The sequence below is a fragment of the Ruegeria sp. YKSD163 genome, from assembly GCF_059612905.1.
Genome location: NZ_JBXWRM010000012.1, coordinates 26,295 through 45,909 on the forward strand (window position 1 = coordinate 26,295; position 19,615 = coordinate 45,909).

The 19,615-nt window shown below is 65.3% G+C and carries 21 protein-coding genes; 13 read left to right on the forward strand and 8 right to left on the reverse strand.

The window, feature by feature from the left end:
* Positions 1 to 49: 49 nt before the first annotated feature.
* The 4 genes from AC2FNA_RS15920 to AC2FNA_RS15935 all read right to left on the reverse strand — a co-directional run bounded on the left by AC2FNA_RS15920 (position 50) and on the right by AC2FNA_RS15935 (position 4,023).
* Positions 50 to 1,204 (reverse strand): MFS transporter, encoded by a 1,155-nt coding sequence (locus tag AC2FNA_RS15920; RefSeq protein ID WP_496828161.1) that lies wholly within the window; start codon positions 1,202 to 1,204, stop codon positions 50 to 52.
* Positions 1,205 to 1,318: 114 nt separating this feature from the next.
* Positions 1,319 to 1,801 carry a YHS domain-containing (seleno)protein gene (locus tag AC2FNA_RS15925; RefSeq protein ID WP_496828163.1) on the reverse strand — a complete coding sequence of 161 codons (483 nt, stop codon included), beginning with the start codon at positions 1,799 to 1,801 and terminating at the stop codon, positions 1,319 to 1,321.
* A gap of 214 nt (positions 1,802 to 2,015) precedes the next feature.
* Positions 2,016 to 3,302 carry an FAD-dependent oxidoreductase gene (locus AC2FNA_RS15930; RefSeq protein ID WP_496828165.1) on the reverse strand — a complete coding sequence of 429 codons (1,287 nt, stop codon included), beginning with the start codon at positions 3,300 to 3,302 and terminating at the stop codon, positions 2,016 to 2,018.
* A 73-nt stretch (positions 3,303 to 3,375) separates the two neighbouring features.
* Positions 3,376 to 4,023 carry a ceramidase domain-containing protein gene (locus AC2FNA_RS15935; RefSeq protein WP_496828167.1) on the reverse strand — a complete coding sequence of 216 codons (648 nt, stop codon included), beginning with the start codon at positions 4,021 to 4,023 and terminating at the stop codon, positions 3,376 to 3,378.
* Between the two features lie 57 nt (positions 4,024 to 4,080).
* Here AC2FNA_RS15935 and AC2FNA_RS15940 point away from each other — a divergent pair, with 57 nt between their 5' ends.
* Genes AC2FNA_RS15940 through AC2FNA_RS15965 form a run of 6 tightly spaced genes read left to right on the forward strand, consistent with a single transcriptional unit; the run spans position 4,081 to position 9,834 of the window.
* Positions 4,081 to 4,773 carry a metal-dependent hydrolase gene (locus tag AC2FNA_RS15940; protein ID WP_496828169.1) on the forward strand — a complete coding sequence of 231 codons (693 nt, stop codon included), beginning with the start codon at positions 4,081 to 4,083 and terminating at the stop codon, positions 4,771 to 4,773.
* Positions 4,774 to 4,777: 4 nt separating this feature from the next.
* A complete protein-coding gene (locus AC2FNA_RS15945; protein ID WP_496828171.1) occupies positions 4,778 to 5,749 on the forward strand; it encodes a nuclear transport factor 2 family protein in 972 nt (323 codons plus the stop codon).
* Positions 5,746 to 6,717: an adenylate/guanylate cyclase domain-containing protein gene (locus AC2FNA_RS15950; RefSeq protein WP_496828173.1), complete on the forward strand. Its 972-nt coding sequence runs from the start codon at positions 5,746 to 5,748 to the stop codon at positions 6,715 to 6,717. Before AC2FNA_RS15945 ends, AC2FNA_RS15950 begins: the two co-directional genes overlap by 4 nt.
* On the forward strand, positions 6,714 to 7,688 hold the full coding sequence (locus tag AC2FNA_RS15955) for an adenylate/guanylate cyclase domain-containing protein (protein ID WP_496828175.1): 975 nt from the start codon (positions 6,714 to 6,716) through the stop codon (positions 7,686 to 7,688). The genes AC2FNA_RS15950 and AC2FNA_RS15955 overlap by 4 nt, the downstream gene beginning before the upstream one ends.
* Entirely contained in the window at positions 7,685 to 8,647 is a 963-nt protein-coding gene (locus AC2FNA_RS15960) for a nuclear transport factor 2 family protein (RefSeq protein WP_496828177.1), read from the forward strand. The genes AC2FNA_RS15955 and AC2FNA_RS15960 overlap by 4 nt, the downstream gene beginning before the upstream one ends.
* 14 nt (positions 8,648 to 8,661) lie before the next feature.
* Positions 8,662 to 9,834 carry a M24 family metallopeptidase gene (locus AC2FNA_RS15965; protein ID WP_496828179.1) on the forward strand — a complete coding sequence of 391 codons (1,173 nt, stop codon included), beginning with the start codon at positions 8,662 to 8,664 and terminating at the stop codon, positions 9,832 to 9,834.
* 6 nt (positions 9,835 to 9,840) lie between these two features.
* On the opposite strand, the gene AC2FNA_RS15970 is transcribed toward AC2FNA_RS15965, so the two are convergent.
* The 4 genes from AC2FNA_RS15970 to AC2FNA_RS15985 all read right to left on the reverse strand — a co-directional run bounded on the left by AC2FNA_RS15970 (position 9,841) and on the right by AC2FNA_RS15985 (position 12,392).
* Entirely contained in the window at positions 9,841 to 10,290 is a 450-nt protein-coding gene (locus AC2FNA_RS15970; protein WP_496828181.1) for a hypothetical protein, read from the reverse strand.
* Positions 10,287 to 11,354, reverse strand: coding sequence for an agmatine deiminase family protein (locus AC2FNA_RS15975; RefSeq protein ID WP_496828183.1), 1,068 nt, complete (start codon positions 11,352 to 11,354; stop codon positions 10,287 to 10,289). Before AC2FNA_RS15975 ends, AC2FNA_RS15970 begins: the two co-directional genes overlap by 4 nt.
* Before the next feature lie 92 nt (positions 11,355 to 11,446).
* Positions 11,447 to 11,926: a tRNA (N6-threonylcarbamoyladenosine(37)-N6)-methyltransferase TrmO gene (gene tsaA / locus AC2FNA_RS15980; RefSeq protein WP_496828185.1), complete on the reverse strand. Its 480-nt coding sequence runs from the start codon at positions 11,924 to 11,926 to the stop codon at positions 11,447 to 11,449.
* A 1-nt stretch (position 11,927) separates the two neighbouring features.
* Positions 11,928 to 12,392 (reverse strand): nucleoside deaminase, encoded by a 465-nt coding sequence (locus AC2FNA_RS15985; protein ID WP_496828186.1) that lies wholly within the window; start codon positions 12,390 to 12,392, stop codon positions 11,928 to 11,930.
* 61 nt (positions 12,393 to 12,453) lie between these two features.
* Between AC2FNA_RS15985 and AC2FNA_RS15990 the strand changes: the two genes are divergently transcribed.
* From AC2FNA_RS15990 to AC2FNA_RS16020, 7 genes are all read left to right on the forward strand, one after another.
* Positions 12,454 to 13,458 (forward strand): pseudouridine synthase, encoded by a 1,005-nt coding sequence (locus AC2FNA_RS15990; protein ID WP_496828381.1) that lies wholly within the window; start codon positions 12,454 to 12,456, stop codon positions 13,456 to 13,458.
* A 176-nt stretch (positions 13,459 to 13,634) separates the two neighbouring features.
* On the forward strand, positions 13,635 to 14,534 hold the full coding sequence (locus AC2FNA_RS15995; RefSeq protein ID WP_496828187.1) for a 5-bromo-4-chloroindolyl phosphate hydrolysis family protein: 900 nt from the start codon (positions 13,635 to 13,637) through the stop codon (positions 14,532 to 14,534).
* Between the two features lie 25 nt (positions 14,535 to 14,559).
* Positions 14,560 to 15,750: a toxic anion resistance protein gene (locus tag AC2FNA_RS16000; protein ID WP_496828189.1), complete on the forward strand. Its 1,191-nt coding sequence runs from the start codon at positions 14,560 to 14,562 to the stop codon at positions 15,748 to 15,750.
* A complete protein-coding gene (locus AC2FNA_RS16005) occupies positions 15,725 to 16,717 on the forward strand; it encodes a DUF2927 domain-containing protein (protein WP_496828382.1) in 993 nt (330 codons plus the stop codon). The genes AC2FNA_RS16000 and AC2FNA_RS16005 overlap by 26 nt, the downstream gene beginning before the upstream one ends.
* Positions 16,718 to 16,744: 27 nt before the next feature.
* Positions 16,745 to 17,863, forward strand: coding sequence for an SPFH domain-containing protein (locus AC2FNA_RS16010; protein WP_496828191.1), 1,119 nt, complete (start codon positions 16,745 to 16,747; stop codon positions 17,861 to 17,863).
* Between the two features lie 63 nt (positions 17,864 to 17,926).
* Entirely contained in the window at positions 17,927 to 18,415 is a 489-nt protein-coding gene (locus AC2FNA_RS16015; protein WP_496828193.1) for a cytochrome b, read from the forward strand.
* A gap of 3 nt (positions 18,416 to 18,418) precedes the next feature.
* On the forward strand, positions 18,419 to 19,546 hold the full coding sequence (locus tag AC2FNA_RS16020; RefSeq protein ID WP_496828195.1) for a TFIIB-type zinc finger domain-containing protein: 1,128 nt from the start codon (positions 18,419 to 18,421) through the stop codon (positions 19,544 to 19,546).
* The last annotated feature ends 69 nt before the right edge of the window (positions 19,547 to 19,615 follow it).

The window sequence follows — 19,615 nt, forward strand, 5'->3', positions numbered from 1 at the left end:
CATTTACCGCCCCATGGGCGCGGTCGCAAGGGCAACGGAATGGCGGTGGTCAGCCGCGCCGCCTGCGCAGATAGGCCAGCGCCGCCATTGCCGCGAAAATCAACGCCAGAACCCCGGCAAAACCGCCATTGCCGGTCAGTTGCATCGCAGCACCGGTGATCGGCCCGCCCAGCAGCCCGCCCATGCCAAAGGCGATCGCAAAGGCGGCATTGCCCGCTACCAGGTCACTGCCGCTGAACCGGTCGCCCAGTTCCGACATCGCCATCGTATAAATGCCGCCCGCCGTGGCGCCAAAGAAAAAGAGCACGCCCAGGAACAAGGGCAGCCGGTCAGGCAGGCCGGGCAAAAGCAGCGCGCCCAGCGCGGTCAGCAGGGCACAGAGCACCATCACCTGCCGGCGCGAGGTCCGGTCCGACAGCCATCCGATGGGGATCTGCAACACCGTATTGCCCAGGAACGCCACCGACAGGGCCGAGGTCGCCACCGCCACCGTCAGCCCCGCCGCCAGGCCAAAGACCGGGAACAGCGACAGCATCGTGCCCTCCCAAAAGGCGTAGACGCAGATTGCCGCCAGCAGGGTCGGCGCCCGTCGCAGGAACCCCAGCGGCGACACTGGCGCCTCGTCCGAGACGTCCGGCGCATGGGCGCGCACCGCCAGCACCACGCCGATGGCCAGGACACAGCACGCCGCGCCGACGGCAAATGGGGTGAAGCTCTGGAACCCGATCAGCGCCAACGTGAACGGCCCCGCGCCAAACCCCACCGACAGCGCGGTGGCATAGATGCCCACCACCCGGCCGCGCGTCTCGGGGCGGGCCAACTGGTTGATCCAGGTTTCCGACACAATGAAGATGCCCACATCGGCCATGCCCAGCATCAGCCGCAGCACCAGAAACGCGCCAAAGGAGCGGGTCAGCCCCAGCGACAGGATCAGCAGCGCCGACAGCAGCAGCGAGCCGATGGCCACCTGCCAACTGCCGAAGCGCTCGATCAGGCGCGGGTAAAAGGGCGAGGCGATCATAATGCCCAGCGGCGTCATCGCCGCGTTGACCCCGATGGCCGCCTCGCTGATACCCTGATCCTCCAGCACCAGCGACAAGAGCGGAAAGCTGAGGCCAACGGTCAGCGCAAAGATGGTGGTGCAGGCTATCGCACCCGCGATCCCGGCGCGCCGCGCCCTGTCGGTCATAATCGCCGCCGTCATCGCTCACTCCCTGCGCATCAGGGCAGATGACCGGCGCGCGCGGCAAAGGTCAAGCGACCAAAACCAAACGGCCCGCGCAAGGGTTCGCACGGGCCGATCCGGGAAGCGGGTGGGTCAGAGATCCTTGGCCGCCTTGTGCTCGATCTTGGTCCAGTTGGCCGCCGCTTTGGCGATGGTTCCGGCCTTGTCCTTCTCGAACATCTTGTAGATCTCTTCGTTCAGGAAGACATAGAGCTTGCCATCGACCACGGCGGCATAGTTCGGGTCGCCGTCGAACTTCTTGCCCACAGAGACGCCAAAGGTGCAGAATCCGCCGTTCTGCACGGAGTAGTGATCGGGGTTGGCCTGGAACGCCTTGAGGTTCTTCTCGGAGGCAAAATAATAGGCCACGCCGTCATGCACGGCGGTATGCGCGGCGCTGCCTTCGCGGTTCTTGCCCTTGTCGAGCAGCGCGACCGGGTCCGAGCCATGCAGGCCCAACGGCGCGCCAGCGGCGGTCAGGCCGGGCACCACGTTGATTTCGTCGGCGGCCATGGCAGGGCCAAAGGCGAGCAGGGCCGACAGGGCAGCGGCGGTAAAGGTGATCATGCGAGACATCGTTTGGTTTCCTTTCGGTTGACTGATATCGCCCGACCAGTTGACTGGCGGGTGTGTCAGGAAACTGCATCACGAGGCCGCTGCCGTGAATGTTCAGACGTTCAAGCGATACGACAGATCGTTCAAACGATTGAACGAATGATGCCTATACTTGAACTTTTGGGCATGGAAAATTCAAAAACGTTGCCATTTAGGGAGTTTGATCAATCCAGCATCATAGCGCAAGACGCGAAACCCCCTGCTCTGACAACAGCCTCACCAGTTCGGCGGTATCCACCTGCTGCACCGGCACGCCGTCACGAATCGCCAGGTGCGCCGCCGTTCCGGTGGCTTGTCCCATCGCCATGCATTGCGGCATCCCCCGAACCGAGGCAAAGGCTACCAGGTCAGCCGACAGGATACGGCCCGCGAACATCAGGTTCGCAACCGCTTTCGGCAACAGCGACCGGAACGGGATGGTGTAATAGCCGCCGCGCTCGACCATGGCGTCATGGGTCATCTGGTTCGAGGTGCGCATCACGTCGTCGATCGGGTTGTCACAGGCGACGATCCCGTCGGCAAACTTGGTGCCCGCCGCCAGATCGGCGCCGGTGACCTTGTACACTCCTTCCAGCTTGCGGGTCTCGCGCACGCCCACGGTCGGACCCAGCTGCGACATATGCGCGGCCTCGAACCCGGGCACATCCGAACGCAGGAACTGAGCTAGTTGCAGGCAACGCCGCCGCCCCTCTTGCGTCGCGCGGGTCACATCGGCGGGGTCGGTGCCATTCACCCCGCGAATGGCGACCGAGTTGCAGAAGACCGTGCCGGGGTGAAACCCCTTCATCAGGTAGAGCTGCGCCAGATGCGGGTGCAGCCGCCCCTCGGCGATCCCCTTGGCGGCGTAGCGGCGGAAATAGGGATCGTTCTCGGCAAATACCCGGTCCCAGTCCGCGCCTTCCATGAAAAAGGACAGCGTCACCGCCATCATGTTGCCCTGCCCGTCGCCCAGCGTGAAGGGCACGCCTGCCTTGGCCGAGATGTCACCATCGCCGGAACAGTCGATCACGATCTGCGCCGCAATCCGCTGCGGTCCGCGCCGGTCAAAGAACTCGACCGCGGCGATGCGGTCCCCCTCCATCAGCGGGGCAAAGGCCACCGCGCCCAGGAACACCCGCACGCCCGCCTCTTCCAGCATCTCGAACAACATCGTGGTGGCAGCGTCGTGATCGTACTGGATCTCGGGGCCGAAGTTTTCCAGCGTGCAGGGCCGCTTCTCGGCCATCGGCGGGTCAATCGCCATCAGCCGTTCGGTCAGTTCCTGCATCAGCCCGCCTATGCTCTCATCCTGAGGATAGGCCGCGCCCCAGGGCATGCCGGGACAGAACGCCATGACCCCGCCCACCTTGGTCCCCGCTTCGAGCAGCACCACATCGAGCCCCAGCCGCCCCGCTGCCACCGCCGCGCCAAAGCCCGCGGTACCGCCGCCGATCACCAGAACATCTGCCGTCAGATCGCCCATATCCACCTCTCCCTGTTTCAGCGGCCCATATCGGCGGCCCGATCAAGCGCCGTCAATCCCGGAAACGACAGACTCAGATTCCGCGCCGATGACGATGATAGACTTCGATCATCCAGCCCAGCATGAGCGCGTTCAGCAGATGCCAGAGGAAATGGGTGCCAAGAGGCCAGCCCACACACAACGGATCGTCCAGCGCCCGGAAGGTGATCGAGACGATCAGGATCCCCGCGCCCAGCGCCAGACCACGTGCCAGCGCGGGCGCCCGGCGGTGCAACAGGGCGGCATAGATCAGGATCAGAAACGGGATCGGCGCATAGGCCGCCGACCCACCGAGGCCCGGAAACAATCCGAACAGCGGCACCGTAGCAGCGGCATACGGAAAGAAGCCGCCCGTCAACAGCAGCGCCTGCGGCGAGCGCAGGCCCCACCCGGCGCGGTTGATCGCATAGATGTAGATCAGCACATAGGCCACGATAGGCAGCGTATCGGCCAGTGCGGCCCAGACCTGCGCATAAGTGTGAAACAGGAAACTGCCCAGACCGATCAGCGCCAGCACGGCGATCAGCGCCGCCTCGACCCCGTCACGCGCGCCCCGCGTACGCCGCCACATCAGCATGGCCGCCAGCACAAAGGCAAGGTTGGTCACAGCGTTCACCGGCTCGGCCCAGTATCCCGGCCCCAGCCTTTCGCAATAGCCGTCGATTTCGCGCAACCAATCCATGGATTTTCATTTAGCGGATGCTAGGGTGAAACCAAGACATATCAGGGAGAAAGACACATGAAGATCATCTGGCTGGGACATGGCAGTTTCCGGATCGAGAGCGGCGACGCCGTGCTGCTGGTCGATCCCTGGCTCAATGGCAACCCTACCCTGGCCGAGGATCAGCACGACGCCGCCGTCAGTGGTGCCACCCATATCCTGCTGACCCATACCCATTTCGACCATGTGGTCGATGTGCTGCCGCTGGCGCGCCTGCTCAAGGTGCCGGTGGTGGGTCAATACGATCTGATGGGCTATTGGAGCGAAGCCGAAGAGATCGAGACCGTGGGGTTCAACAAGGGTGGCACGGTGACCCTGAACGGGGTACGGGTGTCGATGGTGCCCGCCTCGCACAGCTCGACCTTCACCACGCCGGAGGGGCTACGCAGCGGCGGGTCCGAGGTGGGTTACATGATCGCCGCCGAGGGGCATGTAGTCTATCTGTCGGGCGATACCGGCATCATGGCCGACATGGACTGGATGGGGGATTATTACAAACCCGATATCGGCATTCTCAGTGCCGGGGGCCATTTCACCATGGACATGCAGGGCGCGGCCTATGCCGCCAAGCGCTATTTCGACTTCAAGACGGTGATCCCCTGCCACTACCGCACCTTCCCGATCCTGGAACAGTCGGCACAAGCCCTGATCGACGGTCTGCCCGGTGTCGACGTAATCGAGCCACAGGTGATGCAACCCATCGACGTCTGACACCATGGCCGCCATCACCCCCTCGCCCGAGCTTGGTGCCATCGTCCGCCGTTGGCTGCGGTCCTATGCGTCGGGGGACAACGTGACCGTGACCAACCTGTTCTCGGACGATCCGGCGCTGGGTTACATTGGTTCGTCCCATGGGGAGATCTGGCGCGGCGACACACTGCGCCGGGGCATGGCACGCTATATGCAGGACATCCCCAGCTTTGCCTGGGACCGGGACGAGTTTCGCGGTTTTGAATGCGGTGAACTGGGCTGGGTCGAATGGTTCGGTGAAAGGGTGTCGCTGGATACCGGCAAGGAGATCACCTTTCGCTCCACCTTTGTGCTGCACCTGGAACAGGGCGTCTGGCGGATCGTGCATGTGCACAACTCGAACCCGGTATCGAACATGGAGGCGCTGGGATACGAATCGCGCGGCTTCGAGGACCTGCTCGAAGCCGCACTTGCCACCCCCGCCGAGTTCACGCGCACAGGCCTTGCAACGATCATGTTCACCGACATCGCGGACAGTTCGGTGCTAGCCGAAACCCTGGGCGACACCAGCTGGTCGGTCGCGGTCAGCAGGCACCTGAAACAGGTCGAAGTCATCGTAACAGATCATGGTGGCACACTGGTCAAGACGCTGGGTGACGGCACCATGTCGGCCTTCGCCTCGGCCTCGGGCGCGCTGACGGCGGCCGCAGAGCTGCAACGGACCATCTCCGCCAGCGAGGACGAGCCGCAGTTGCGCATCCGGGTCGGCCTGCATACGGGCGATCTGGTCGAACAGGACGGCGACATGTTCGGAACCGTCGTCAACAAGGCCGCACGGGTCGCCGCACTGAGCGCACCCGGAGAAATCTGTCTGTCGGACGCCACCCGCATCATGGTCGGTGGCGCCCGGAGGTTCCGGTTCTCGCCACCTGTCGAAGTCGCCCTGAAGGGACTGGACGGGCGGCATGTGACCCACAGGCTGGAGTGGCGGGAGTGAGCGTGTCGATCCAGCCCAGCCCCGAGATTGCCGCCATCGCACGACGCTGGCACGAAGCCTATGCCAGCGGCGACAGCGCCACGATGGTTAACCTGCTGACGGATGACGCGCTATTGTATTACGTCGGCACCGCCCCCGAAGAAATCGGCCGGGGGCCAGAGTTCCGGCATGCCTTTGGCCGGTTCGTCGAGGCGCATCCCCCGATGCGCCTGCGCTTCACTTCGATCGACGGTTTTGCCTGTGGCCCGGCGGGCTGGTCGATCACGGTGCACGAGGCCGAGGCACCCGATGGGACCGCCGCCGAGGTGCGCACAACCCTGATCTTGCACCTGCAACAGGGCCAGTGGCGCATCGCGCATGTCCACAACTCGATCCCGCGAACCAATACCGAGGGTCTGGGGCGAGAGCTTGCGCGCTTCGACGACCTGTTGGACGCCGCCCTGTCCGGGACCGAGACACCGGACCGAACAGGGCTGGCGACGATCATGTTCACCGATATCGCCGACAGCACTGCAATCGCGGTCGCCCTGGGTGATGCGCCGTGGTCGAAAGCCGTCAAGGCCCATATCGGCAAGATGAGGCAGCTGGTCGAGGGTCTGGGTGGGACGTTGATCAAGTCGCTTGGCGACGGCACCATGTCCAGCTTTCCCTCGGCCCGCGCCGCGCTGTCGGCCGCCACAGCCGCCCAGACGGCAATGGACGCGGCCGAGAGCGAACCCCGGCTGCGTATCCGCATCGGCCTGCATACCGGAGACCTGATCGCCGGCGACAGTGACGTTTTCGGCACCGTGGTCAACAAGGCCGCCCGCATCGCCGCCCTTGCCGGGCCGGGGGAAATCCGGGTCTCGGATGCCACCCGTCTGATGGTCGGCGATAGTGGCGGTTTTGTCTTTGCCAATCCCGCAACCGTGGGGCTGCGCGGGCTTGACGGCGAACACGTCATCCACCGACTAGAGTGGCGGAAATGAGCGGCGTTGTCGTCTCCCCCGAGCTGCTGGCCATTGCACGGCGCTGGATCGACGCGATTCCGAACAGGCGTCCGAACGAGCTGCGCAACCTGCTGACAGAAAGGGAATATCTGCGCTTTGTCGGGACCGGCGAGAACGAGATTTGGGCCGGTCCTTCGGTACGCGAGGGGATCGGAGATTTCTTCGGGGATATTCCCGATCTGATCAGACATGACGAGATCTTTGCCGAAGCTTACGAACACAACGGAACCGGCTGGGTGTGCATGTGTCACGAACTGGTATTTGTCACCCAGCCCGACCGGGTGTTCCAGATCCGTTCAACCCTGATTTTCACGCTCGAAGACGGCGCGTGGAAGATCGTGCATCGCCACGGATCGGTCCCGATCCCGAACATGGATTTCACCGGTGCCGCACAGACGGCCATCGCCGATCTGGTCGCCGCCGCGAAACAGGGGTTCGTGCTGGATCAGCGCGAGGGCTTCGCCTCGGTCATGTTCACCGACATCGTCAATTCCTCGCGCCTCGCCTCGGCCATGGGCGACCGGCTGTGGTCGTCCGAGGTGGCCCGCCATTTCAACACGCTGCGCGAGATCATCGAGGTGCGGGGCGGACAGTTCGTCAAGTCGCTGGGCGACGGCACCATGTCGAGCTTTCCCGCGCCCGAGCAGGCCCTGCGCGCGGCGCAGGCTATCCTGCGCGCGACCGAAGCCTCTGACGGCCCCGCCATCGCCCTGCGGATCGGCATTCATACCGGTGAAGTGATCCAGACCCGCGAGGATTTCTTTGGCACCGTGGTCAATAAGGCCGCCCGCATCGCCGCCGCCGCGGCACCGGGTGAGATCGTGATTTCCGGCCAAACCCGCGACTTGGCCGGCACGGCGCAGGATCTGGTGATTCACCCGCCGACAGACATCCCGCTCAAAGGTTTCGACGACCTGCACCGGATCCACCGGCTGGAGTGGCAGGCATGATCCAGCGCTCGCCCGAGATCGAAGCCATCGTGCGCCGCTGGACCACCCTGATCCGCAACCACAAGGTGGCCGACCTGCCGCATTACCTGTCGCAATCCGACGCGCTGGTCTATATCGGCACCGCCGCTGGCGAGCTCTGGCGGGGCCAACTGGTGCGCGATGGTCTCGCCGAGCATCTCGCCGAGGTCCCCGATTTCATCGAAGAGGACATCGAGATCGAAGCCTATGAGCATGGCGAAACCGGCTGGGCCAGCTATCAGAGCAACTACACCTTTTCCAGCACCGGCAGCCGGGGCACCCACCGGGTGACCTTTGTCTTTGTGCTGGAACGCGGCAGCTGGAAGATGGTGCAGCACCATATCTCGCAGGCCGACTCGAACCGGGACAAGCTGGGGATCGAGCACACCGCCTTTCAGCGCCTGATCGCGGCGGCCGAGGCCGGATCGCACCGGTTCGGCACCGGCGGGCTCGCCACCATCATGTTTACCGATATCGTCGACAGTTCGCGTCTGGCCGCGGCCTTGGGCGATGCGGAATGGGTGCGCCTGATCGACGCTCATTTCCGCCGGGTCGAGGCAATCGTGACCGAGCATGGCGGCACGTTGGTCAAATCGCTGGGCGACGGTACCATGTCATCCTTTCAATCCGCCACCGGCGCAGTCCGTGCGGCCTCGGCCATTCGGACCGGGACGCAAGGCTCGCGCCTTGCCCTGCGCATCGGCCTGCACACCGGCGAGGTGGTGGAAAACCGAGGCGATTTCTTTGGCACCGTGGTGAACAAGGCCGCCCGCATCGCCTCTTTTGCCGGAGCGGGCGATATCCTGTTGTCTGACGCAACCCGCAACATGGTCGGGTCGCAGCACGATTTCGACTACTCCGATGCCGTCATAACGCCGCTCAAGGGGTTGGAGGGCGATCATGTCCTCTATCGTCTGACCGGGCGCCCGAAACCTCTGTAGGAAGGACCCTGCCAATGCCAGCCAGCGACTTTTCCACCACCGAATACGCCGACCGCCTGTCCCGCACCCGTGCCGCAATGGCGGCGGCTGGGGTCGAGACCCTTCTGGTCGCCGACCCGTCGAACATGGCTTGGCTCACCGGGTATGACGGCTGGAGCTTTTACGTGCCGCAACTGGTCATCCTGCATGCCAGCGGCAACCCGCTCTGGTGGGGGCGGACGCAGGACAAGCCGGGTGCCGCGCAGACCACATGGTTGACACCCGAGGACCTGTTCGACTGGCCCGAGGAACATGTCCAGCATGCCAACCACCATCCCGTCGATGCCTTGGTGACCCTGCTGCGCGACCGCGGCTGGACCCGGGCGTTGGGGGTCGAGATGGACAATTACTATTACTCGGCCAAATCCCACGCGGTGCTCGAAGCCGCCTTTGGTCGCGACGCATTGGCGGATGCAACCGGGCTGGTGAACTGGCAACGTGCGGTCAAAAGCCCCGCCGAACTGGCCCTGATGCGCAAGGCGGGTGTGCTGACCGCGCACATGCATTCGGTCCTGCGCGAAGGGTTCCGCGAAGGCCGCCCGAAACACGAACTGGTGGCCGAGGTACAGGCGGCAGGCGTCGCAGGCCCCAATGGACTGGCAGGCGACTATCCCGCGATTGCCCCCATCGCCCCCTCGGGGCTGGAGGCCTCGGCCTCGCATATCACCTGGAACGATCGGCCTCTGGCCCGGGGTGAGGCCACCTATTTCGAGATCTCGGGCTGCTATCACCGTTATCACTGCCCTGCCAGCCGCACGCTATATCTGGGCGAGGTGCCCGCCGATATCCGCCGTGCAGAAGAGGCTATCCTGACCGCCATCGACGACACCATGACCCGTGCCCGCCCCGGCGTGACCTGCGAGGAGGTCGCGGCCTGTGTCTACGACAGCTTCGCGCGGGCGGGTTACGTGAAGGGGAACCGCACCGGCTATCCCATCGGCCTTTCCTATCCGCCCGACTGGGGCGAGCGCACCATGAGCCTGCGGCCCGGCGATACCACGCCGCTGGCCGAGAACATGGCCTTTCACCTGATGCCCGGCCTCTGGACCCCGGACTGGGGCGTGGCGATCACCGAAAGCTTTGTCATCACCCCTGAGGGTGGCAAATGCCTGGCCGATATTCCGCGCGGGATCGTGGTCAGGGGCTGACCCGGCTCAGTTGCAGGGAGGTATTTCGGCGCAGGCCGAGGCCCGGAACCGCGCCAGCAGCGCGGCGGTCTCCTCGGTTTCGCCCCCCTGCGACTCGTCAGAGCAGAGATAGGTCCCGTGTGGTTCGAAGAGGGCCAGGAACGACGTTTCCCAGCCTTCGCTGACACTCAGCATCTGTTCGGCAGAGTAAAGAAGATGGTCGACAAAGGCGGAATAGGCGCCGCCCCAGTCCGAGTGGAGCAGCCCGCACTCGTCCGCGGGCGCGGCATAGTCCGGCAGCGTTGCGGCCAGCGCCAGATGGGCACGGAACGCCTCGCGCGCGGATTGCTGGCGTTGCAGGCGGTCGGCCTCGTCAAGCTGGATCTTGACCCCGATCAGCGCCGCCAAGGCCAGTGCGGCGGTGGCCATGGCCGCCAGTGCCTCGATCGAGGCCGCGTGTCGCGAAAGCCAGCTCATGTGGCGGGCATCTGCTGGGTGGCGCAATGGATGCCGCCACCCATCTCGCCCAGCGGATCGACGTTCAGCGTGACGATCTCGCGTCCCGGATAGTGCCGCGCCAACGCCCGGGCGGCGATGCGGTCGGTCTCGGCATCGCCGAACTCGGCCGCGATCACGGCGCCGTTGCAGACATAGTAATTGGCGTAAGAGGCGACAAAGTCGATGCTCTTGACCCGCCGCAGTTGAGATTCGGGAATGACCTCGACCATCAGGCCCGCCGCCACCAGCGCGTCATGGGTATCGAGCGCCGCCCGGTGGAACGGATCCTCGAGCTCGGGATCGTCGGGCAGGTTGATCAGCACCCGCCCCGGCCCGGTGAGCCGGGCCAGACTGTCGATATGGTAATCGGTGATATCCTCGCCCCAGACGCCCGGCGTCCAGATCATCCGTTGCGCCCCATAGGCGCGCAACAGCCGCGCCTCGATCTCGGCCCGCGACAGGCCGGGATTGCGGTTGTCGTTCACCCACGAGCTTTCATGCGCCAAGAGAAGGCCATGGCCGTCCTGTTCGACCCCGCCCGCCTCGCCCCGCAATCCGGCAGGCAGCAGCGGCACGCCAAGGCGTTGCGCCACCTGCTCGGCGATGCGCGCGTCGCGGCGGTGCACCTGCTTGCGGCCCCAACCGTTGAACCGGATATGGCTGACCGCCAGCCCGCCCCGCCCGTCCAGCGCAAACAGCGGCCCTGCATCGCGGCACCACAGATCCTCGGTCGGGATGTCCCAAAGCTCGACCTTGTCCGACAGCTTCCTGCGCGCGCCTGCGTGATCCTCGGCGGCGGCCAGCATCACGACCGGTTCGAACGCGACAATCGCGTTGGCGATATCGGCAATGGTCTGCTGCGCCATGTCCAGAAAGATCGGATCGGGATACACCCGGCGGTTGACCGGCCATTGCATGAAGGTCAGGTCATGCCGCGCCTCTTCGGGCGGCACGTGAAACCCGGCCCCCGCCGCCCCTGCCTGTCCCGCCATCCCCATCAGCCCAAACGCGCCCCCTGCCCGCAGGATATCTCTTCTGCGCATCGTGTCGCCTCTCGCATGCCCCGATACTGCTTAGCGTCAGATGTGGCTTTCACCAAGCTTAGATGCCCACAGATGTGGTGACGACGGCACGCTCAGCCCTGTGCGGTTTCTTTCGGCGCCGCCTTTGGCGTGAACTCGCAGCGGTTGGGTTTGATGTCGATCAGCGGCGTGCCGTCCAGGCAATCGAGGCCGCGCACCACCAGCGTCGTGCCCTCCACCCGCTCCAGCCGCACCCGCGACAGGCCAATCGGGTTGGGCCGCTGCGGCGAGCGCAGGGCAAAGGTGCCAAACAGCTTGCCGTCGCTTTTCGGGTTCTGGGTGACCAGATCGCGGCGGCTCTTGTCCAGCCAGTAGAGCAGGTCGAGGCGTTCATAAACGTCGATCCCACGCAAAGCGGGCGCCCAGCGCGCATCCAGCTCGATCCGGCATTCCGGCCCGTCCTCGCGCCCCTGCCGGGGGCAGTCCTTGCGGTCGCTCCAGGGGGTGCGGATGCGGCCGATGAAATACACGCCCGCGTCGGTGCCTTCGGGCAGGTCCGTCACCTCTTCGCCCTCGCGAAACCTGAATTCCATCTCAGCCCTCTCCCTTGTCGCGCCTGTCCGCAAAGAATCCGCGCAGCAGTTCCGCCGCTTCCTCGCCGCCGATACCGTCATAAACCTCGGGCGCATGATGGGCCTGCGGGTGCGAAAACACCCGCGCCCCATGCGCCACCCCGCCCGATTTCGGATCCGCCGCACCGTAATAGACCCGCCGGATGCGCGCCGCAGCCAGCGCCGCCGCGCACATGGCACAGGGTTCCAACGTCACATAGAGGTCATGCCCCACCAGCCGCTCGGACCCGGCGGCGGCGCAGGCCGCGCGCAGCGCCACGATCTCGGCATGGGCGGTCGGATCGCAGGTCTCGCGCGTGCGATTGCCCGCAGCGGCCACCACGCGCCCGTCAGGCGCCACGATCACCGCGCCCACCGGCACCTCGCCGCGCGCGCCGGCCGCGCGCGCTTCCTCCAGCGCCTGATCCATTTGCGATCTGAAAACCATGCCCGACCCTGCCCCGATCATCCATCTTCCGCAAGCGCGGCAAATGGTCTATTGCGCGGGGATGAGCAACACCCCTCCCCCCGGCGAGCGCATCGCCAAGATCCTGTCGCGCGCCGGCGTCGCCTCGCGCCGAGAGGCCGAACGCATGATCGAGGCCGGCCGCGTCGCGGTCAACGGCAAGGTGATCGACAGCCCGGCGCTGAACGTGACCGAGCGCGACCGCGTGACGGTCGATGGCGCACCACTGGCCGCCGCCGAACCGGCGCGGCTGTGGCTCTATCACAAGCCCACAGGCCTGGTGACCACGGCGCGCGACGAAAAGGGGCGCAAAACCATTTTCGACGACCTGCCCGAGGAGATGCCGAGGGTGATGAGCGTGGGCCGGCTCGACCTCAACTCCGAGGGGCTGTTGCTGCTGACCAACGACGGCGCGATCAAGCGACAACTCGAACTGCCCTCGACCGGATGGCTGCGCAAGTACCGGGTGCGGATCAAGGGCACACCCAAGGACGAGGATTTCGCACCGCTGCGCCAGGGGCTGGTGATCGAAGGCGAGCGGTTCCAGCCGATGATCGTGACGCTCGACCGCCAGCAGGGTGCAAATGCCTGGCTGACAGTCGGCCTGCGCGAGGGCAAGAACCGCGAGATCCGGCGCGCGATGGAGGATATCGGGCTGGTGGTGAACCGGCTGATCCGTATCTCCTATGGTCCGTTCCAGCTGGGCACCCTTGCACCCGGCAAGGTCGAGGAGGTGCGCCGCCGCGTCCTGCGTGACCAACTTGGGCTGGATGCCGAGGACAAGCCAACCGACGAACGCCCCGCCCGACCTCAACGCCAGCGCAAGCCGGGCACGTCAACACAAGCGCTTTCTCGCGGAAACTCTTCGGCAAAGGGTCGCGCGAGTGGCCCCCCCAAACCCCGCGGCGAAGGCACAGGCAAACCGCGCGCGGCCGGGACGGCCAAACCCGGCACAGGACGGCGCAATGCGGGCCCCGGCGCCCGGCCTGCCGCAAAACCGGGCGGCAAACCGCCCCGGCGCCCCGGCGGCGGCAAACCGCGTTCCTGAGCCGCAGTTCGTAACCTTCCCCCTAGCAAGCCCGCGCCGCATCGCCTAGATTCGCGTCGATAGCCGCTCGGAGGGGAAACCATTGTCGCAGACCGGTGTGCAGAAACTGGCCTATGCCGCGCTGTTGGTGCTGCTCTTTGGCGTGAGTACCGGCTGGCTGGGAGGGCTCTGACCCGATGGCACGACGGTATGGCGGCAAATTCAGCCCCGAGGCAGCGCAACAGCCCGAACCCGCCCCGCGCGGCCAGTTCGACGGCGCCCGGGTCGATCCGGCGGGTGCCCGCGCCAACGCGCTGTTCGTGCCCGCGATCCCGCTGGTCTTTACCTCGCTCAACGATGGCGCCATCGGGCTGGTTCTGGGGCTCGGCGCCGCCGGTCTGTGGACCGGGGCCGCGCTGCTCTTGCGCGAAGGTCTGAGGGCCGAGGCCGCCTATCACGCGCGCCGGGTCGCTCGCCGCCCCGCGATCCCGCGCAAGCTGTTCGCCACCGCGCTGACCGGTCTCGGCACCGCGCTTGCAGTCTACAAATCCGGGATGATGGCGGGCGAAGCGTCGATCCTGGCAGGTGTGCTGTTCGGGGTCGCGGCCTCGGCGTTGCATCTTCTGGCCTTTGGCGCCGATCCGATGCGCGACAAGGGGATGGAGGGGGTCGACACCTTTCAGCAGGACCGGGTCGCGCGTGCCGTGGGCGAGGCCGAGCGGGTGCTGGACGAGATGTCCGACGCGATACGTCGCGCCGGTGATCGGCAACTGGACGCACGGGTCGAGAGGTTTCAGGCCACCGCGCGCGAGCTGTTTCGTACCGTCGAAGAGGACCCGCGCGATCTGACCGGCGCCCGCAAATACCTGACCGTCTATCTGCGCGGCGCCCGCGACGCGACGGTGAAATTTGCCGATATTCACGCCCGCACCCGCGATGCCGGCGCGCGCGCCGACTATCTGGCCCTGCTCGATGATCTTGAGCAGAACTTTGCCGCCCGAACCCGCAAGATGCTGCTGGATGACCGCAGCGATCTGACCGTAGAAATCGACGTGCTGCGCGACCGCTTGCAGCGCGAAGGCGTCCGGCTCGACTGACCGGACCAACCCGAAAGGAACCCCGATGTCCGACAGCATTCAGAAGAAAGCGGCCGAGGCGGTTGGCCTGGTCGAGGAAGTGACCGCCGTCACCCTGCCCGAACCCCGCGCCGAAGTGATACCGCTGGCCGAAGCCGACGAACCGGTCGGAACCGAGATCCGGCGCCGCATGGGCGAGATCGACATGGGTGACACCAATTCGATCGTGCGTTTCGGATCCGGCGCGCAGGCCGAGTTGCAGGAGATCAGCCAGGCCATGCTGGCCGATGTCCGCAACAAGGATGTGGGACCGGCAGGTGACAGCCTGCGCAGCATCGTCACCACCATTCGCGGATTTTCCGTCAGCGAACTGGACGTGCGCCGCGAACGCAGCTGGTGGGAAAGGCTTATCGGCCGTGCCGCCCCCTTTGCCAAGTTCACCGCCCGGTTCGAAGAGGTGCAGGCCCAGATCGACAAGATCACCGACAACCTGCTGGGCCACGAACATACGCTGCTCAAAGACATCAAGTCGCTCGACCTGCTCTATGAAAAGACGCTGCGGTTTTACGACGAACTGGCGCTTTATATCGCGGCGGGCGAGGAAAAGCTGACCGAACTGGACAGCCAGGCCATCCCGGTACTGGCCGCCGCTGTCGATGCGGCACCCGAGGGCGAACAGGTGATGAAGGCACAAGAGCTGCGCGACCTGCGCGCCGCCCGCGACGATCTGGAGCGCCGGGTGCATGACCTGAAACTGACCCGCCAGGTGACGATGCAATCGCTGCCCTCGATCCGGCTGGTGCAGGAAAACGACAAATCGCTGGTGACCAAGATCAACTCGACCCTAGTCAATACCGTGCCGCTCTGGGAAACCCAGCTGGCGCAGGCGGTCACCATCCAGCGCAGCGCCGAGGCCGCCGCCGCCGTGCGCGACGCCAATGACCTGACCAACGAGCTTCTGACCTCGAACGCTGCCAACCTGCGCGAAAGCAACAAGCTGATCCGGCAAGAGATGGAGCGCGGTGTTTTCGACATCGAAGCGGTGAAAAAGGCCAACGCCGACCTGATCGGCACCATCCAGGAAAGCCTCCAGATCGCCGACGAAGGCAAGGCCAGGCGTGCCGCCGCCGAGGAAGAGCTCAAGAAGATGGAGGCCGAGCTGCGCGACACGCTGGCCGCCGCCCGCGCCCGCGCCGATGGCACCGGCGACAATGCCGGCACCGCGGTTCCGGGTTGAACGGGTGAGCGGACACCGACAGATAGCCAGAACCTGCGCCGCCGTTCTTGCGGCGCTTACGCTGCTGGCGGGCTGCGACATGCCGCCCAAAAGCTCGCCGGTGCCGCCTTCGCGCCCCGCCGGGCTGGCTCCGGCGGGCGACGAGGTCACGCCGCGCTCTGCCGCCAGCGCCGATCTGGCCCGCTATTATTCGGCGGTGCAGAACGATCTGCTCACCCGGGGCCTCTTGCGGACCGACGGGGGCGGTCCCGACACGCCCTATGATGCCGAGGATCTGGAGCGCAACTTCATCAACATCGCCTTCTTCAACGAATATGACAGCGGCGCCGGTCTGCCTACCGGCGGCCGGTCGCAAGGCTTTCTCAGCCGCTGGCCCGGCCCGGTGAAGGTGGGGGTCGAGTTCGGTCCCTCGGTACCGCTCGACCAGCGCGCCAAGGACAAGGGCGCGGTCGAGAACTACGCCGCCCGGCTGGGTCGTCTGACCGGGCACCCGGTCTCGGCGGTGACGCGCGGCGCTAATTTCCACGTCTTCGTAGCCGGGCTGGATGACGGCCCCTTCGTGCAGGAGCGTCTGCGGCATCTGGTGCCAGGCATTCGCGACCAACAGCTTGACCTGTTCGTGAACCTGCCGCGCGATATCTATTGTTTCGTCTTCGCCGCCGCCGATCCCGACCGGCCCTATGGCTATATGCGGGCGGTGGCGCTGATCCGGGCCGAACATCCCGACCTGGTGCGGCTCAGCTGCGTGCACGAGGAGATGGCCCAGGGTCTGGGGCTGGCCAATGACAGCCCGGCGGCACGCCCGTCGATCTTCAACGACGATGACGAATTTGCCCTGCTCACCGATCAGGACGAGAAACTCTTGTCCATGCTCTATGATCCGCGCCTGACGCCGGGCATGAGCGCCGAAGAAGCCCGCCCGGTGATCCGCATCATCGCGCGAGAGAAACTGGGGCTGTCGCTCTGACCCCCACTTGAGAAAGGACCACTCGACATGGGTATATTCGATTTCCTGTCCGGCCAGTTCATCGACGTCATCCACTGGACCGATGACACCCGCGACACGATGGTCTGGCGGTTCGAACGCGAGGGCCACGAGATCAAGTACGGCGCCAAGCTGACCGTGCGCGAGGGGCAAGCGGCAGTGTTTGTCCACGAGGGGCAGTTGGCGGATGTGTTCACGCCCGGGCTCTACATGCTTGAAACCAACAACATGCCGATCCTGACCACGCTGAACCATTGGGATCACGGGTTCAGATCGCCTTTCAAATCCGAGATCTATTTCGTCAACACGACCCGGTTCAACAACCTCAAATGGGGCACCAAGAACCCCATCATGCTGCGCGACCCGGAATTCGGACCGACCCGCATACGCGCCTTTGGCACCTATTCGGTGAGGGTGACCGATCCGGCGCGGTTCCTGTCCGAGATTGTCGGCACCGACGGCGAATTCACCATGGACGAGATCAGTTTCCAGATCCGCAACATAATCGTGCAGGAGTTCTCCCGCGTGATCGCGGGCTCGGGCATTCCGGTGTTGGACATGGCCGCCAATACCGCCGATCTGGGCAAGCTGATCGCGGCGCAGGTGGCCTTGCCGCTGACCGAATACGGGCTGGAGATGCCAGAATTCTACATCGAGAACATCAGCTTGCCACCCGCGGTCGAGGCCGCGCTGGACAAACGCACCTCGATGGGGCTGGCGGGCGATCTGGGCAAGTTCACCCAGTATTCGGCGGCCGAGGCGATGACCGCAGCCGCCGCCAACCCCGCAGGTGGCGGCATGGCCGCCGGCCTGGGCGCCGGCATGGGCATGGCCATGGCGCAGCAGATGGCCCAGCCCGGCCCCTGGGGCGCCGCCCCCGCCCCCGCCGCCGCTCCGGCGGCCCCGCCGCCCCCGCCCGTCGAACATGTGTGGCACATCGCGGTCGACGGGCAGACCTCGGGCCCGTTTTCCAAGGCCAAGATGGGTCGAATGGCAACCGAAGGCACTCTGACCCGTGAAACCTATGTCTGGACACCCGGTCAGGACGGGTGGAAACGGGCCGAGGATGTGCGTGAACTGGCTCAGCTTTTCACTGTTCTGCCGCCGCCGCCACCGCCTGGTGCCTGAAGCGACGGAAAGCAACGGCTGGTCCGTTGAACCCGAGCATGACTTGTCAGAGGAGCTTCTGCAATGACCTCGCGCGCCGCCTATTCCCGCCTTCAGATTGCGCTGCACTGGCTCATAGCGATCCTGATCGCTGCTGCCTGGCTCACCCACGAGAACATGGGTCGCGCCCTGGAAAGCCGGATCAAGTCCGGCGCCACCGGGTTCGAGGGCAACACGCTGCATGTCTGGCTGGGAATCGCGGTCTTTGTCCTCGTGCTGGTCCGCATCGTGGTGCGCCGCGTGCAGGGCGTCCCCGCTCCCCTGCCAGGTGCGACGCCATTGATGGAGATGGCGGCGATCTGGGGTCACCGCCTGCTCTATCTGCTGATGGTGCTGACGCCCGCCCTGGGCGCGGTGGCCTGGAACGCCCATTCCGAGGCAGTGGGCGAAGTGCACGAGACGGTGGGAGGCGCCCTGATGCTGGTGGCGCTGGCGCATGCACTGGTTGCGATATGGCATCAATATGTCAAAAAGGACGGAAGCTTGACCCGGATCACCAGACCACAGGGCTGAGGTATGACCGACCTACCGCCGCTACCGCCCGGTACCGCCCCGGCACCGGTGCAGGAACACCGCTTTCCCTGCGCCCAATGCGGCGCCGATTACCGGTTCAACCCGGGCGCGGGTACGCTGGTCTGCGACCATTGCGGCCATACCGAACCCATGCGTGGCGACCCGTGGAAGGGCGCTAGCCTGCGCGAGCTGGATTTCGAGGCCGCGATGGCAAAGGCCCTGCCCGAGGCCGAGATCGAGGAGACCCGCGTCCTCTCCTGCCCGAATTGCGCGGCTCAGGTGGAGTTCGATCCCGATACCCATGCCGCCGAATGTCCATTCTGTGCCACACCGGTGGTGACCGATACCGGCATCCACCGACATATCAAACCGCGCGGCGTGCTGCCCTTCTCTCTGGATGAACGCAGCGCTCACCAGGCCATGACCGACTGGCTGGGCCGGCTCTGGTTCGCGCCGAACGGGCTGCGCGACTATGCCCGCAAGGGGCGCCGGATGCAGGGCATCTATGTGCCTTACTGGACCTTCGACGCTGATACCAAATCCAGCTATCGGGGTGAGCGCGGCACCATCTATTACGAAACCCGCAGCGTGGTGCGCGACGGCAAGACCGTGACCGAACAAGTGCCAAAGATCCGCTGGTCACCGAAATCGGGTCGGGTGGCGCGGTTCTTCGACGATGTTCTGGTGCTCGCCTCGCGCTCGCTGCCGAAATCGCACACCGATGCGCTGGAACCCTGGGATCTGGCCGCGCTCGAACCCTATCGCCCCGAATATCTGGCCGGGTTCCGGGCCGAAGGCTATACCGTCGACCTCGCCGAGGCGCATGGAGAGGCGCGCGCGCACATGGCCCGCATCATCGAACGCGACGTGCGTTTCGATATCGGCGGCGACCAACAACGCATTCACGCCATAGACACCACGGTGTCGGACGTGACCTTCAAGCATATCCTGCTGCCAGTATGGCTCGCCGCCTACAAGTACCGCGGCGCCACCTATCGGTTCGTGGTCAACGGCCGCACCGGGCGTGTACAGGGCGAACGCCCCTGGTCGGCGATCAAGATCACAATTGCGGTGACCCTCGGCCTGCTCGTCGCAGCAGGGATAGGTTACCTGATGGCGCTCAACCAGTAACGCCACCCTTTCCTCTTGCTGCAAATATCCCCACCGGACGCAGAAGATTTTTCGTCGAAAAATCTTCCA